Raw genomic sequence first — 12845 nt, forward strand, 5'->3', positions numbered from 1 at the left:
AATGACAGTCTCCATTGATTTACTGCCACGCGTGGTGCAGGCTGCTCCCATGAAGAAGGTGGCGGTCGTCGTCCAGGAGCAGCCCGAGCCGTTCGGCCTCGGTGCGCTGTGCGAGGTGTGGGCCGAGCCCTACCACCCCGATGACGACAACCCGGTCTTCGACTTCGTCGTCGTCACGCCGACCCCCGGTCGCCTCAGGGGACGCGCGGGGTTCGACCTCGTCGTCGAGCACGGCCTCGAGGAGGCTGCGGACGCCGACCTCGTGTGCCTGGTGCCGAAGACCGGGAGCACCGGCTCCGCACCCGAGGTCTCCGAGCTGCTGCGCGCCACGCACGCCCGTGGCGCGATGCTCTTCGCCCACTGCTCGGCCACGTTCATGCTGGGCGAGGCCGGGCTGCTCGACGGACGCCGCTGCACCACCCACTGGCGCTACGCCACCGAGCTGGCCGAGCGCTACCCCGAGGCGACCGTGGACCGTGACGTGCTCTACGTCCAGGACGGCACGATCGTGACCGGTGCCGGATCGGCGGCAGCGCTCGACGCCGCCCTGCACGTCATGCGCCAGCAGTTCGGGGCGAAGGTCGCCGCCACCACGGCGCGGCGGATGGTCGTACCTCCGCACCGCGACGGTGGGCAGGCGCAGTTCATCGCACGACCGGTGCCCGTGTGCGAGTCGGAGGCGCTGGCGCCGCTGCTGGCCTGGATCGGCGCCAACCTCGCCGAGGAGCTCGACGTCGAGACGCTCGCCCGGCAGGTGCACATGTCGGGGCGCACCTTCGCGCGGCGCTTCAAGGAGGAGACCGGCACGACGCCCTACAGCTGGATCCTCGGCGAGCGCGTGCGGGCCGCGCAGGAGCTGCTGGAGCAGACCGACCACTCCATCGACTGGGTGGCCGGTGAGGTCGGCTTCGGCAACGCCGCGACCCTGCGCCACCACTTCGGGCGCTCGCGCGGCGTGAGCCCGCAGGAGTACCGGCGCACGTTCCGGACACCCGCCTGAACCGGGCCCGGCCCTCGGTAGCCTTGGGGGCGTGAACGCGACCCCGCTGGCCGACCTGTCCGCCGACGACCTCGCCACCCTGCTCGAGGAGCAGCGTGCGGCCTACGAGGAGCTGAGGACGCGCGGGCTCAAGCTGGACCTCACGCGTGGCAAGCCGTCGGCCCAGCAGCTCGACCTCGCGGACGACCTGCTCCGGCTGCCGACGTCGACGAAGGACTCGAAGGGCGTGGACGTCCGCAACTACGGCGGGCTCGAGGGCCTGGCCGACCTGCGTGAGATGTTCGCCGAGCTGCTGTGGGTCGAGCCCGAGCAGGTCGTCGCCGGCGGCAGCTCCAGCCTCACGATGATGCGCGACTGCCTCTTCTACCTGACCCTCTTCGGCGGCGTGGACTCCGAGCGCCCGTGGGGCCACGAGGAGAAGGTCCGCTTCGTGTGCCCGGTCCCTGGCTACGACCGCCACTTCACGCTGCTCGAGAGCCTGGGCATCGAGATGGTCACCGTGCCGATGAACGACGACGGTCCCGACGTCGACGCGGTCGCCGCGCTCGTCGCCGACGACCCGAGCTGCAAGGGCATCTGGATCGTCCCGACCTACGCCAACCCGTCCGGCTCGATCGTCAGCCAGGACGTGGCCGCGCGGCTGGCCGCGATGCCGACCGCCGCCCCCGACTTCAAGATCTTCTGGGACAACGCCTACGCGCTGCACCACCTCACCGAGGAGGAGGCCAAGAGCGCCGACATCCTCACCCTGGCCTCAGCCGCCGGCCACCCGCACCGGCCGCTCATGTTCGCCTCGACGTCGAAGATCTCCTACGCCGGCGCCGGGGTGGCCTTCCTGGCGGCCTCGACGGCCAACGTCGGGTGGTACCTCGGGCACCTCGGCAACGGCTCGATCGGACCGGACAAGGTCAATCACCTGCGCCACGCCGAGTTCTTCGGGTCCGCGCAGGGCGTGCGCGACCACATGGCCAAGCACCGCGAGATCATCGCGCCGAAGTTCGCCGAGGTCGACCGGGTGCTCACCGAGCGCCTCGGCGGCCGTGACGTGGCGACGTGGAACACCCCGGCCGGCGGTTACTTCGTCAACCTCGACGTCGTGCCCGGCACGGCGACGCGGGTGGTCGAGCTGGCCAAGGCGGTCGGCGTCGCGCTGACCCCGGCCGGGTCGTCGTACCCCTACAAGCAGGACCCCGACGACACCAACATCCGGCTCGCGCCGACGATGCCGCCGGTCGCCGAGGTCACCGAGGCGATGGAGGTCGTCGCCACGTGCGTGCTGCTTGCGGCCGCCGAGAAGGCGACCGCCTGACTCAGGCCGCCGACATCGCCGGGGCGGGATCGGCCCCGAGGCCGCCGCGGACCAGGTCGGCGTAGCGCCCGCCGAGGAGCAGCAGCTCCTCGTGGGTGCCGAGCTCGACCACCCGGCCCTCGCCCAGCACCGCGATCTGGTCGGCGTTGCGCACGGTCGAGAGCCGGTGCGCGATCGTGATCGTCGTACGGCTGCGGGCGAGGTCGTCGAACGTCGCGAGGATCGATCGCTCGGTCTCGTTGTCGAGGGCACTGGTGGCCTCGTCGAGGACGAGCACGGCCGGGTCGCGCAGGAGCGTGCGGGCGATGGCGAGGCGCTGCTGCTCGCCCCCGGAGAACCGGTGGCCGCGCGAGCCGACGAGGGTGTCGTAGCCGTCGGGCAGCGAGCTGATGAGGTCGTGGATACGCGCGTCGCGGCAGGCCTGCTCGATCTCGGCGTACGTGGCGTCGGGCCGCGCGTGGCGCAGGTTGTCGCGCACGCTGGCGTGCATCAGGTAGGTCTCCTGGGTGACCACGCCGACCAGGTCGGAGAGATCCGCCGACGCCAGCTGTCGTACGTCGACCCCGTCGATGCTGACCCCTCCCGAGGTCACGTCGTGCAGGCGCGGGACGAGGGAGGCGAGGGTCGACTTTCCGCTGCCCGTCTCGCCGACGAGCGCCAACGTGGTGCCGGCCGGGACGTGCAGGTCGATGTCGACCAGCACCGGGCGGTCGGCGTCGTAGGCGAAGCCGACCGCCTCGAACCGCACGTCGCCGCGGGCGCTCGCCCGGTCGAGCCGCGTGGGGGAGTCGGGCTCGGCGATCTCGACGGGGAGGTCGGAGAACTCGAAGATCCGGCTGAACAGCGCCATCGACGCGGTGAGGTCGACGCCCACGTTGAGCAGCCCCATGAGCGGGCGGAACAGGTTGCCCTGGAGGGCGATGAAGGCCACCAGCGTGCCGATGGTCATTCCACCCGACGTCGCAGGGAAGCCGGCCGCGAGGTAGATTGCGGCGGGGACGGCGGCGAAGACGACGTTCATCGTGGCCATCCGCCAGCGACCGGCGAGGCGGGAGCGGATCTCCAGGCCCACCAGGTCGGCGGAGGTCTCCTCGAACTTCGCGGTCAGCCGCGGGGAGGCACCGAGGGTCTTGGTGAGCAGCACGCCGCTGACCGAGAGCCCCTCCTCGATCTGGACGTGCAGGTCGGCGAGGCGGCGCTGGCGCTCGCCGGTGACCTGGTGGCGCATCCGGGCGACCTGGTGCGTGAGCAGCACGGCCGGCGGGAGGACGACGAGCGAGATCAGCGCGAGCCGCCAGCTCAGGGCGACCATCGCGACGGCGGTGCCGACCACGACGGTGAGGTTCGCCGCGATCGAGGTGGCCGTCTGGGTCACGACGCCCTGCATGCTGCCGATGTCGTTGACCAGGCGCGACTGCACCTCGCCGCCGCGGGTGCGGGTGAAGAAGCCGAGGGACTGTCGCTGCAGGTGCGCGAACAGGTCGCTGCGCAGGCGGTGCATGACGCGCTGGCCGACGGCGGTGGACAGCCAGGTCTGCACGACGCCGATGACGGCGGTGGCGACCGCGACGCCGAGCATCGCGCCGACGAGGAGCAGGAGCAGCCGGACGTCCTGGCGCGGGAGCGCGTCGTCGATGACGTGGCGCACCAGGAACGGCTGGGCGAGGCCGACGGCCGAGCTCAGCACGATCAGCGCGACGACGATGCCGAGCGTGGCCCGGTGTGGCGCGAAGAGGCGGGCGATGCGGCGCAGGGAGACGGGGGAGTCCGCCAGCTGGCGGAGGTCGGCGGGGTCGGGACGACCGGCGCGCGAGCCGCGGCCCTCCTGGCGGGGTGCTGGGGTGGAGTGTGCGTGGTCAGCCATGAGACCAGCTCCTCTCTGTGGAAGTTCAATCCTGTGCAGTCAATGTAAGTGAGGTAACCTCACCATGAGGTAACAACGGCACTCTGGCAGGATGTATTCCCATGGACGATCCCGACCGCGCGCAGGCGCAGACCGGTGACCTGGTGATGGCGGTCGCGCGCCGCGTCCGGGGCGCCCACCTCGAGGCGCTGGCGTCGTGGGGCGTCACCCCGTCGCAGTCCCGCGCGCTACGGGTGCTGGGCTCGCGTGCTGACGGGATGCGCCCGTCGGTCCTCGCCGACGAGCTGCACATCGCGCCGCGGTCGGCGACCGAGGTGGCCGACGCGCTGGTGGAGCGCGGCTGGGTCGAGCGCGCGCCCGACCCGACCGACCGCCGGGCGTCGCTCCTCGCGCTGACGGAGACCGGACGTGACCTGGTCGCCCAGGTGGACGTCGTACGGCGCCGGGCGTCCGAGGAGGTCCTCGACGTGCTCACCCCCGACCAGCGTCGTACGCTCCACGAGATCCTGACCGTCGTCGTGGGGGAGGACCTGTGATCCGTGTCGGCCTGACCGGGGGCGTCGCCTCGGGCAAGAGCACGGTGTCGGCGATGCTCGCCGAGCTGGGGGCGGTCGTGGTCGACGCCGACCTCATCGCCCGCGAGGTGGTCGCGCGCGGCACGTCCGGCCTCGCTGCCGTCGTCGAGGAGTTCGGGGCCGGGCTGCTGACGCCCGAGGGTGACCTCGACCGGCCCGCGATGGGACGGCTCGTGTTCGGCGACGCCGGCGCCCGCAAGCGGCTCGAGGCGATCATCCACCCGCTCGTGCACCAGCGGAGCGCCCGGCTCGAGGCCGAGGCCCCGGCGGACGCCGTGGTCGTGCACGACATCCCGCTGCTCGCCGAGGGCGGTCGCGCCGGCGGGTTCGACGCGGTGGTCGTGGTGGACGTGCCGCCCGACGTGCAGCTCGCCCGCATGCTCGGCGACCGCGGCTGGACCCGTGAGGACGCGGTAAGCCGGATCGCCGCCCAGGCCACGCGCGAGCAGCGGCTGGCGATCGCCACGCACGTCGTCGACAACACCGGCACGCTCGACCAGCTGCGGGCCCGGGTCGCGGAGATCCACGCCGAGCTCGCGGCGCGCGCCTGACGTTTCCCGATCGTCAGGCCGCGGCGGGTAGCCTCCCGGCGTGCTCCCGAACCGTCCCCGCATGGCCCCTCGGCTGGCCGTGGCAGCGGCAGCGGTCCTCCTGGCAGGCGGCTGCGCGAGCCTCGGCTCGAGCCCCGACGCGACGCCGGCGGGCTCCTCGAGCAGCACCTCGCCGGGCACCCCGAGCAGCAGTCCGACGGCCACCGGGACGCCCGTCGACCCCGACACCCCGACCTCGTGGGGCCCGACCGTCGGTGAGCTGGAGGAGGCGCAGGAGCTGGTCAGCACCTGGACCCCCGACCGGCTCGCCGGGCAGGTCATCGTCGGGCGCTACCACGGCACGGACCCGTCGGTCCCGGCCCAGATGGTGAAGGACCTCCACCTCGCGGGGATGTCGGTCACCGCCGACAACGTGACCGACCGCGACCAGGTGCTCGCGACCACGCAGGCGATCGCCGACGCCTCGGCCGCCGACGGGCGTGACTTCCCGCCGGTGATCGGCGTCGACCAGGAGGGCGGCTACGTCTCCCACCTGCGCGGGATCGCCACCGACTTCCCGCACTTCCAGTCCGCAGGCCTCGCGGTGCAGTCCGACGCGCGGCTCGGCCGCCGTGTCACCCGGGCCGCGGCGCTCGCGACGGGCCTCGAGCTGCGCGACCTCGGCTTCACCTGGGTCTTCGCCCCGGTCGCGGACGTCACGATCGGCGCGGCCGACCCGACGATCGGCGCGCGCTCGCCGTCGATGGACCCCGCGGTCGCCTCGCAGGCCGTGGGCGCCGCGATCAAGGGCTATGACGACGCGGGCATCGTCTCCACCGTCAAGCACTTCCCGGGCCACGGCACGGCGACCCAGGACAGTCACGACACTCTCCCGGTGGTGGACTCGACGGTGGCCGAGATCGAGGAGCACGACCTCCCGCCGTTCGAGTCGGCGATCAAGCACGCGGCTCCGGCGGTGATGCTCAGCCACCTCGACCTCACCGCGATCGCCCCCGGCATCCCGGCGAGCATGGCGCCGCCGGTCTACTCGATGCTGCGCGACGACCTCGGCTTCGAGGGCGTGACCATCACCGACTCGCTCGGCATGGGTGCCGTCGCCGGCCGCCCGAAGCCGGCGCTCCAGGCCCTCGAGGCGGGCGCCGACCTGCTGCTGATGCCGGTCGACAACGCCACGACGCACCAGATCATCGTCGACGCCATCACCAGCGGGGAGATCTCGCGCGAGCGCGTCGAGGAGGCCGCCGCCCGGGTCGTGGCGGTCCAGATGTGGCAGGCCCGGGTGGCAGCACAACGGCCTGTGCCCCTCGACGTGGTCGAGAAGGCACAGGCCGCGAGCGCGGACCTGGAGTCCGCGGCGTACTGAGGTCGGGCTTGACCCCGCTCAGGCAGCGAGGTCCGGGTCGCCCGCGCGACGCAGCTTCTGGAGCGCCTCGCGCTCGAGCTGCCGCACACGCTCGGCGGAGATGCCGTGACGGGCACCGATGTCGGCGAGCTTGTGCTGGCGACCGTCGGCCAGGCCGTAGCGGGCCCGGACGATGTCCGCGGAGCGGTCGTCGAGGATCCCGACCAGGTCCTCGAGGCGCTGCTTGGCCTCGGCGTCGAGGAAGTTGAGGTCGGGTCCGGGAGCGGTCTCCTGGGCCATCAGGTCGCCCAGCGAGGTGTCACCGTCCTCGTCCACCGGCGTGTCGAGCGAGACGTGGTCGCGACCCCAGCTCATCAGGTCGAGGACGCGGTCGAGGTCCATGCCGAGCTCGGTGGCGATCTCCTGCGGCTCCGGGTCGCGGCCGAGCTGGCGCTCGAGCGTGCGGCGGGCGCTGCCGACCTGGTTCAGCTCCTCCACGACGTGCACGGGGAGCCGGACGACGCGGGCCTGCTGCGCGATGCCACGCGTGATCGCCTGGCGGACCCACCAGGTGGCGTAGGTCGAGAACTTGTAGCCCTTGGTGTAGTCGAACTTCTCGACCGCCCGGATGAGGCCGGTGTTGCCCTCCTGGATCAGGTCGAGCATCGGCATCTGGGAGCGGCCGTACTTGCGGGCGATCGACACCACGAGGCGCAGGTTGGCCTCGATGAAGCGGTCGACGGCGAGCTGGCCCTGCTCGGCGAGCCACTCGAGCTCGGCCTCGCTGGCGCTCATCGGGGCGCCGCCCTTCTTGCGGCCGACCCGACCGGTGTCGAGGAGGTGCTGGGCGAGCAGGCCCGCCTCGATGGTCTTGGAGAGCTCGACCTCGGTCTCGGCGTCGAGGAGCGGGGTGCGAGCGATCTCGTCGAGGTAGAGGCCGACGCTGTCGCGTCCCTCGATCTCGCGAGTGGTGGTCGTGCGCTTGGCCTGTGCAGTGCTCATGTGATCCTCCAACGTCTCGTGCGACCACCCCGTGCCGCACACCTTGTCCAACACCTCTGTTCGATGCGGTGTTCCCGATCGGATGTTCGGTGCCTTCACCTGCACTGACGAGCCAGTGCCCCCCGGAGTTGCACGAATCAGGAACTCTCAGGGACTTCTCAGGGGGTGCCCGGGGAGACTGGGATCATGCGCTCCTCGCGTCCTCGTCATGTGGACCTCAACGCCGACCTGGGGGAGGAGGTCACGGACGACGCCGGGCTGCTCGAGGTGGTGACCAGCGCCAACGTCGCGTGCGGCTTCCATGCCGGCAACGAATCGGTGATGCGGGCGGTGTGTGCGGAGGCCGTGCGTCGCGGCGTCGCGCTCGGTGCACAGGTGTCCTACGCAGACCGGGAGAACTTCGGCCGGGTCGCCCTCGAGGTCGCCCCCGACGTGCTCCGGGAGCAGGTGGCCGAGCAGGTGGGGGTGCTGTCGGCGATCGCCGCGTCGGAGGGCGGGGCGGTGGCCTACCTGAAGCCCCACGGGGCGCTCTACCACCGCGTCACCGCCGACGAGGTCCAGGCGCGGGCGGTCCTCGACGGCTCCGGCACCCTGCCGGTGCTGGGCATGCCGGGCTCGCTGCTCCTCGCCCTCGCCGCCCCGGACGGGCGTGGTACCCGCCTCGAGGGATTCCCGGACCGTGGCTACACGCCCGACGGCGGCCTGCTGCCCCGCGACGAGCCCGGTGCGCTCGTCACCGACCCGGGCGAGGTCGCGGCACGCGCCGTCGACCTGGCCGCCTCCGTCGACTCGGTGTGCGTGCACGGCGACTCGCCGGGCGCGGTGGAGACCGCCCGGGCGGTGCGACGTTCGCTGCAGGCCGCGGGCCTGACGGTCCGGTCGTGCTGGTCCTCCACATCCTGAGGCCTCGGCTGTGGAGGGACGGGTCGCGCCGGTGGACAACCGGACGACTTCTGTGGGGAACCCTGTGGGACCGGGAGTTTGTCGCCCGAACCCCTTGCGGGGTGTGGCCCGCGCCACATAGAACTCTCCTTACCGAGACCGCTTCGGCGGGACCGGGGATCGAATCGGACGAACAGTTCCACCCGGCGAGCTCGCTCGCCGCGCAGGCCCGGTGACGGGGTCGGCGGGGACAGGGAAGCCGGTGCGGTGGGTCGGACGTCACCAACCCGACCGAAACGAGGGGCTCCTGACGCTCATACCGTCGGGAGCCCCTCACCCATTTCGCCCACGACCATGCCAAGACCTCCCGGGTGCCCGCAACTCCACCCGGGGGCCGTGCAGGTGAACAATGGCGGTCGTGAACCTCGTCCCGGTCGGCCCGCGCGCCTGCCTGGCCGAGGTCGAGGACGCCGTGGCGGCCGCCTCGCTCGCGACCTGGGCACGGGCGCAGGGCGTGGCTGCCGTCGAGATCGTGCCCGCCGCCGCGACCGTCCTGTTCGACGGGGTGGACGTAGCCTCCCTCGGCGGGTCGCTGTCGTCCTGGTCGCCGTCGTCGGACCCCGTGCCCGGACCCCTCGTGCGGGTCCCGGTGACCTATGCCGGGCCGGACCTCGAGACCGTGGCCGCGCACTGGGGCTGCTCCGCCGACGAGGTCGTGCGGGCCCACACCTCCTGGGAGTTCCGCGCGGTGTTCAGCGGGTTCGCACCGGGCTTCTCCTACCTCTCCGGGCTGCCCGCCGAGAGGTCCGTCCCGCGGTTGGACTCCCCGCGCGCCCGGGTCGCCCCGGGCTCGGTGGCCCTGGCCGACACCTGGTGCGGCATCTACCCGACCGCGTCGCCCGGAGGGTGGCTCGTCCTCGGCACCACCGACGTCGTCCTCTGGGACGTCGACCGGCCCCAGCCGGCGCTCCTCGCGCCCGGCACCCGCGTGCGGTTCGAGGCAGCCGGGTGAGCGCTCTCGAGGTCGTCGACCCGGGCCCGCTCTCGACCCTGCAGGACCTCGGGCGCCGGGGCTGGGCGCACCTCGGCGTGCCGCGGGCGGGTGCGCTCGACCGCGGTGCGGCGGCGCTCGCCCGCCGGCTGGTCGGGGGAGGGGTCGACGACGCCGTGGTGGAGACGACGATGGGCGGCACCACGCTGCTCGTCCACCGGGCCGTGACCCTCGCGGTCACCGGTGCGGCCTGCGACGTCGCCGTCGGCGGGCGGGCGGTGGCCCACAGTGCCCCCGTCACGGCGCCGGCCGGGAGCCTGGTCACGGTCGGGCCGGCCACCTCGGGCGTGAGGTCCTACGTCGCGTTCGCCGGCGGCGTCGACGAACCGCCTGTGCTGGGCTCCCGCTCCACCGACACCCTCGCCTGGGTGGGGCCGCCCCGGCTGGCCGCCGGGCAGGTGCTGGACCTCGGGGTGCCGGGTGTGCTGCCGGAGCCGCCCGACGTGGTCGTCGTACGCCGGCGGGAGCGGGTGGTGCGGCTGGCGCGGGGCCCGCGTGCCGACTGGCTGGACGATGCGGCCTGGGCCGCCCTCGACAGGGCGACGTACGCCGTCGCGGCGGACAGCGACCGGATCGGTCTCCGGCTCGACGGCCCACCCGTGGTCCGGCGGGACGGTGAGCTGCCGAGCGAGGGCATCGTCCTCGGTGGGGTCCAGCTGCCGCCCTCGGGACAGCCGGTCGTGTTCCTGGCCGACCACCCGACGACCGGTGGCTACCCCGTCGTGGCCGTGGTCGAGGACGACGACCTCGACCTCTGCGCCCAGCTGCGGCCCGGCGACGAGGTCGAGCTGCGGGTCGTCTGAGGCGTCAGTCGTCGGCGGGAGGCTCGTAGCGGTGCAGCGCCGGGTCGTCGGCCTTGTAGCTGCGCACCGGTCCCGGACCGGTCTCGGCGGTCTCGAAGCGGACGGTCACGACACCGGACCCCGATCCCCACACCCACCCCGCGCCCATCTCGTCGTGGACGACGTCGGCGCCCGGCGGCCACGTGCGCCGTGGCGGCTCGGGGAGCACGACCTCGTCGGCCCCGTCGTCGTCCGGCTCCTCGCCGAAGAGGTCCTCCTGCACCCAGTCGGCGAGGCCGGAGACGCCGACCCCGAGGAGGCGCACGCCGCCGGTGGTGTCGAGGTCGCCGAGGAGCGAGCGGGCCACCCGGCCGATCGTGCCGCCGTCGTCGGTCGGGCTCGGCAGCGTGCTCGACCGGCTCAGCGTGGTGAAGTCGTAGAGGCGCACCTTGATCGTGACGGTGCGTCCGGAGTAGCCGTTCTTGCGCATCCGGGTGCCGACCTCACGGGCCTGGCGCGTGAGCAGCCCCTCCATGAGCCGCCGGTCGGTGAGGTCGGTGTCGTAGGTGCCCTCCACGCTGATCGACTTCGTCTCACGCTCGGGGAGGACGGGACGGTGGTCCTGCGCGCGGGCGAGGTGCCACAGCCCGGCGCCGTGGGCCTGGCCGAGCAGCCGGACGAGCTCCTCCTGGCTGACCAGCTCGAGCTCGGCGATCGTGTGGATGCCGGCCCGGCGCAGGCGCTCGGTGGTCGCGGGGCCGACGCCCGGGATGACGGTGACGTTCATCGGGCGCAGGAGGTCGAGCTCGGTCCCCGGCGGCACCACGGTCATCCCGTCGGGCTTGTCGAGCTCGCTGGCGACCTTGGCGAGGAACTTCGACGACGCGATCCCGACGGTCGCGGTAAGCCCGCCGGTCACCTCGTGCACCCGTTCGCGCAGCTGCTCGCCGACCTCGCTGACCGTGGCCACGTCGAGGTCCGGCAGCCCGGCGGCGGCGAGGTCGACGAAGGCCTCGTCGAGCGAGAGCGGCTCGACCAGGGGCGAGAGGTCGCGCAGCACCCGCATGACCTCCTTGCTCGTCGCGCGGTAGGCGTGGAACCTCCCGCTGAGGAACGCCGCGTGCGGGCACCGCGCCCGGGCCTCACGTCCCGACATCGCCGAGCCCACGCCGTACTTCCTGGCCTCGTAGGACGCGGTCGACACCACGCCCCGGCCGCCCGTCCCGCCGACGATCACCGGCTTGCCGCGCAGCGACGGCTTGTCGCGCTGCTCGACGGCGGCGAAGAAGGCGTCCAGGTCCAGGTGCAGGATCGACGCGGTGGTGCGCACCACCCCACCCCATCACGAGGCACCGACACTCCCGGTCGTGGGCCACTTTCCGTCCACAGGTCGCACCCGGAGGTCGTCCTCCACAGGCCCGCCGGCGCGCAGGCGTGGACCGTCGGTGGCCGCGGAAAGCGTCCCGGTCATGGAACCCACTTCACTGCGACTCAGCGCCCGCACCCCCGAGGACCTCGCCGCCTTCGTGCCCCTCGCGCTCGGCTTCGTGCCCGAGCGCTCGGTCGTGCTGGTCAGCATCGGCCCACCCGACGGGATGAACGCGCGGGTCACGCTGCCGCAGGACCCCGACGACGTCGACGACGTCGTCGAGGCCCTGCTGCGGCCGGTCCTCCGGCACGGGGTGCGAGAGGTCGTCGTGGTGGTCTACGACGACGACACGACGGTGGCAGACGAGGCGGCGTGGTCGCTGCACGAGGAGCTGACGGCCGCGGGCGTCCGGGTGCGCGACGTGCTCCGGGTCCACGACCAGCACTGGTACGCCGTGCTCCCGGGAGCGCCGCTGGCGGCCTACCAGGGTGTGCCGTTCTCGCTCGACTCCCACCCGTTCACCGCGCAGGGCGTTCTCGACGGACGCGTCACCCATCCCAGCCGGGAGGCGCTGCGCGCCACCATCGCGACCGATGCGGACGGCGTCGACCGAGCCGCGCCTGCGCTGGCCGGCGCGACGGCCCTCCCGGCATGCGGGCTCGCCGCACTGGTCCGGCGCCACCTCGGGACCGGCAGCCGGTTCTCCGACGCCGAGCTCGCCGCCGTCGCGGTCTCGCTCCGCTCGGGCCACCTGCGCGACGAGGCCTGGGTCTGGCTGGGACGACCCGAGGCCAGGGGCGCCGTCGAGCTGTGGTCCGACGCCGTCCGTCGCCTGCCCACCACCCACGTCGCCGGAGCCGCGGCCGTCCTCGGCTTCTGCGCGTGGCTCCTCGGCGACGGCGCGCTGGCCTGGTGCGCGATCGACCGGTGCCACGAGGCCGAGCCCTCCCACCCGCTGGCCGACCTCGTGGCCCAGCTGCTCGACAGCGCGACGTCCCCGGCACAGTGGGACGTCCTGCGCCCGCGGCTCACGACGAGCGGCGACCCGGCCGCATGAGGACCTCCCCGCGGGTGAGACGCGACTCGCGGGCTGTTCCCCGTCGCGCACCGGCGCCTCT

Annotated in this window: 12 protein-coding genes; 9 read left to right on the plus strand and 3 right to left on the minus strand. The window is 73.2% G+C overall.

The window, feature by feature from the left end; genetic code table 11:
- Positions 1–49 precede the first annotated feature (49 nt).
- Together BLV76_RS17355 and BLV76_RS17360 are read left to right on the plus strand one after the other, a co-directional pair.
- Positions 50–1000: a GlxA family transcriptional regulator gene (locus BLV76_RS17355; protein ID WP_090970620.1), complete on the plus strand. Its 951-nt coding sequence runs from the start codon at positions 50–52 to the stop codon at positions 998–1000.
- A 31-nt stretch (positions 1001–1031) separates the two neighbouring features.
- Positions 1032–2309: an aspartate aminotransferase type Ic gene (locus tag BLV76_RS17360; protein ID WP_090970622.1), complete on the plus strand. Its 1278-nt coding sequence runs from the start codon at positions 1032–1034 to the stop codon at positions 2307–2309.
- A 1-nt stretch (position 2310) separates the two neighbouring features.
- Here BLV76_RS17360 and BLV76_RS17365 read toward each other — a convergent pair whose 3' ends face one another.
- Positions 2311–4173 carry an ABC transporter ATP-binding protein gene (locus BLV76_RS17365; protein ID WP_090970624.1) on the minus strand — a complete coding sequence of 621 codons (1863 nt, stop codon included), beginning with the start codon at positions 4171–4173 and terminating at the stop codon, positions 2311–2313.
- A 101-nt stretch (positions 4174–4274) separates the two neighbouring features.
- On the opposite strand from BLV76_RS17365, the gene BLV76_RS17370 reads away from it, so the two are divergent.
- The 3 genes from BLV76_RS17370 (at position 4275) to BLV76_RS17380 (ending at position 6662) form a co-directional block, all read left to right on the plus strand.
- Complete coding sequence (locus BLV76_RS17370; RefSeq protein WP_090970627.1) at positions 4275–4709, plus strand: MarR family winged helix-turn-helix transcriptional regulator; 435 nt, start codon at positions 4275–4277, stop codon at positions 4707–4709.
- The gene (coaE, locus tag BLV76_RS17375) at positions 4706–5299 is read left to right on the plus strand and encodes a dephospho-CoA kinase (protein ID WP_090970629.1); all 594 of its coding nucleotides are present in this window, start codon (positions 4706–4708) and stop codon (positions 5297–5299) included. Before BLV76_RS17370 ends, coaE begins: the two co-directional genes overlap by 4 nt.
- A gap of 61 nt (positions 5300–5360) precedes the next feature.
- Complete coding sequence (locus tag BLV76_RS17380) at positions 5361–6662, plus strand: glycoside hydrolase family 3 protein (RefSeq protein ID WP_090970631.1); 1302 nt, start codon at positions 5361–5363, stop codon at positions 6660–6662.
- An 18-nt stretch (positions 6663–6680) separates the two neighbouring features.
- On the opposite strand, the gene BLV76_RS17385 is transcribed toward BLV76_RS17380, so the two are convergent.
- A complete protein-coding gene (locus BLV76_RS17385) occupies positions 6681–7643 on the minus strand; it encodes a sigma-70 family RNA polymerase sigma factor (RefSeq protein WP_090970633.1) in 963 nt (320 codons plus the stop codon).
- Positions 7644–7829: 186 nt separating this feature from the next.
- Between BLV76_RS17385 and BLV76_RS17390 the strand changes: the two genes are divergently transcribed.
- The 3 genes from BLV76_RS17390 to BLV76_RS22905 all read left to right on the plus strand — a co-directional run bounded on the left by BLV76_RS17390 (position 7830) and on the right by BLV76_RS22905 (position 10379).
- Complete coding sequence (locus tag BLV76_RS17390; RefSeq protein WP_090970635.1) at positions 7830–8546, plus strand: LamB/YcsF family protein; 717 nt, start codon at positions 7830–7832, stop codon at positions 8544–8546.
- A gap of 397 nt (positions 8547–8943) precedes the next feature.
- Positions 8944–9537: a 5-oxoprolinase subunit B family protein gene (locus BLV76_RS22900; protein WP_090972886.1), complete on the plus strand. Its 594-nt coding sequence runs from the start codon at positions 8944–8946 to the stop codon at positions 9535–9537.
- Positions 9534–10379 (plus strand): 5-oxoprolinase subunit C family protein, encoded by an 846-nt coding sequence (locus BLV76_RS22905; RefSeq protein WP_090970637.1) that lies wholly within the window; start codon positions 9534–9536, stop codon positions 10377–10379. Before BLV76_RS22900 ends, BLV76_RS22905 begins: the two co-directional genes overlap by 4 nt.
- A gap of 4 nt (positions 10380–10383) precedes the next feature.
- On the opposite strand, the gene BLV76_RS17405 is transcribed toward BLV76_RS22905, so the two are convergent.
- On the minus strand, positions 10384–11688 hold the full coding sequence (locus BLV76_RS17405; RefSeq protein WP_090972888.1) for a DNA polymerase IV: 1305 nt from the start codon (positions 11686–11688) through the stop codon (positions 10384–10386).
- Positions 11689–11827: 139 nt separating this feature from the next.
- On the opposite strand from BLV76_RS17405, the gene BLV76_RS17410 reads away from it, so the two are divergent.
- Positions 11828–12784, plus strand: coding sequence for a DUF4192 domain-containing protein (locus tag BLV76_RS17410; protein WP_090970639.1), 957 nt, complete (start codon positions 11828–11830; stop codon positions 12782–12784).
- Positions 12785–12845 lie beyond the last annotated feature (61 nt).

Origin of the sequence: Nocardioides exalbidus (genome assembly GCF_900105585.1) — a bacterium.
In the GTDB taxonomy this organism is placed as follows: Bacteria; Actinomycetota; Actinomycetes; order Propionibacteriales; family Nocardioidaceae; genus Nocardioides; species Nocardioides exalbidus.

Excerpts from the sequence above, each read along its gene's own strand:
- BLV76_RS17355 (WP_090970620.1), top strand. The coding sequence starts at position 50 with ATGAAGAAGGTGGCGGTCGTCGTCCAGGAGCAGCCCGAGCCGTTCGGC.
- BLV76_RS17365 (WP_090970624.1), bottom strand. The coding sequence starts at position 4,173 with ATGGCTGACCACGCACACTCCACCCCAGCACCCCGCCAGGAGGGCCGC.
- BLV76_RS17370 (WP_090970627.1), top strand. The coding sequence starts at position 4,275 with ATGGACGATCCCGACCGCGCGCAGGCGCAGACCGGTGACCTGGTGATG.
- BLV76_RS17380 (WP_090970631.1), top strand. The coding sequence starts at position 5,361 with ATGGCCCCTCGGCTGGCCGTGGCAGCGGCAGCGGTCCTCCTGGCAGGC.
- BLV76_RS17385 (WP_090970633.1), bottom strand. The coding sequence starts at position 7,643 with ATGAGCACTGCACAGGCCAAGCGCACGACCACCACTCGCGAGATCGAG.
- BLV76_RS17390 (WP_090970635.1), top strand. The coding sequence starts at position 7,830 with ATGCGCTCCTCGCGTCCTCGTCATGTGGACCTCAACGCCGACCTGGGG.
- BLV76_RS17410 (WP_090970639.1), top strand. The coding sequence starts at position 11,828 with ATGGAACCCACTTCACTGCGACTCAGCGCCCGCACCCCCGAGGACCTC.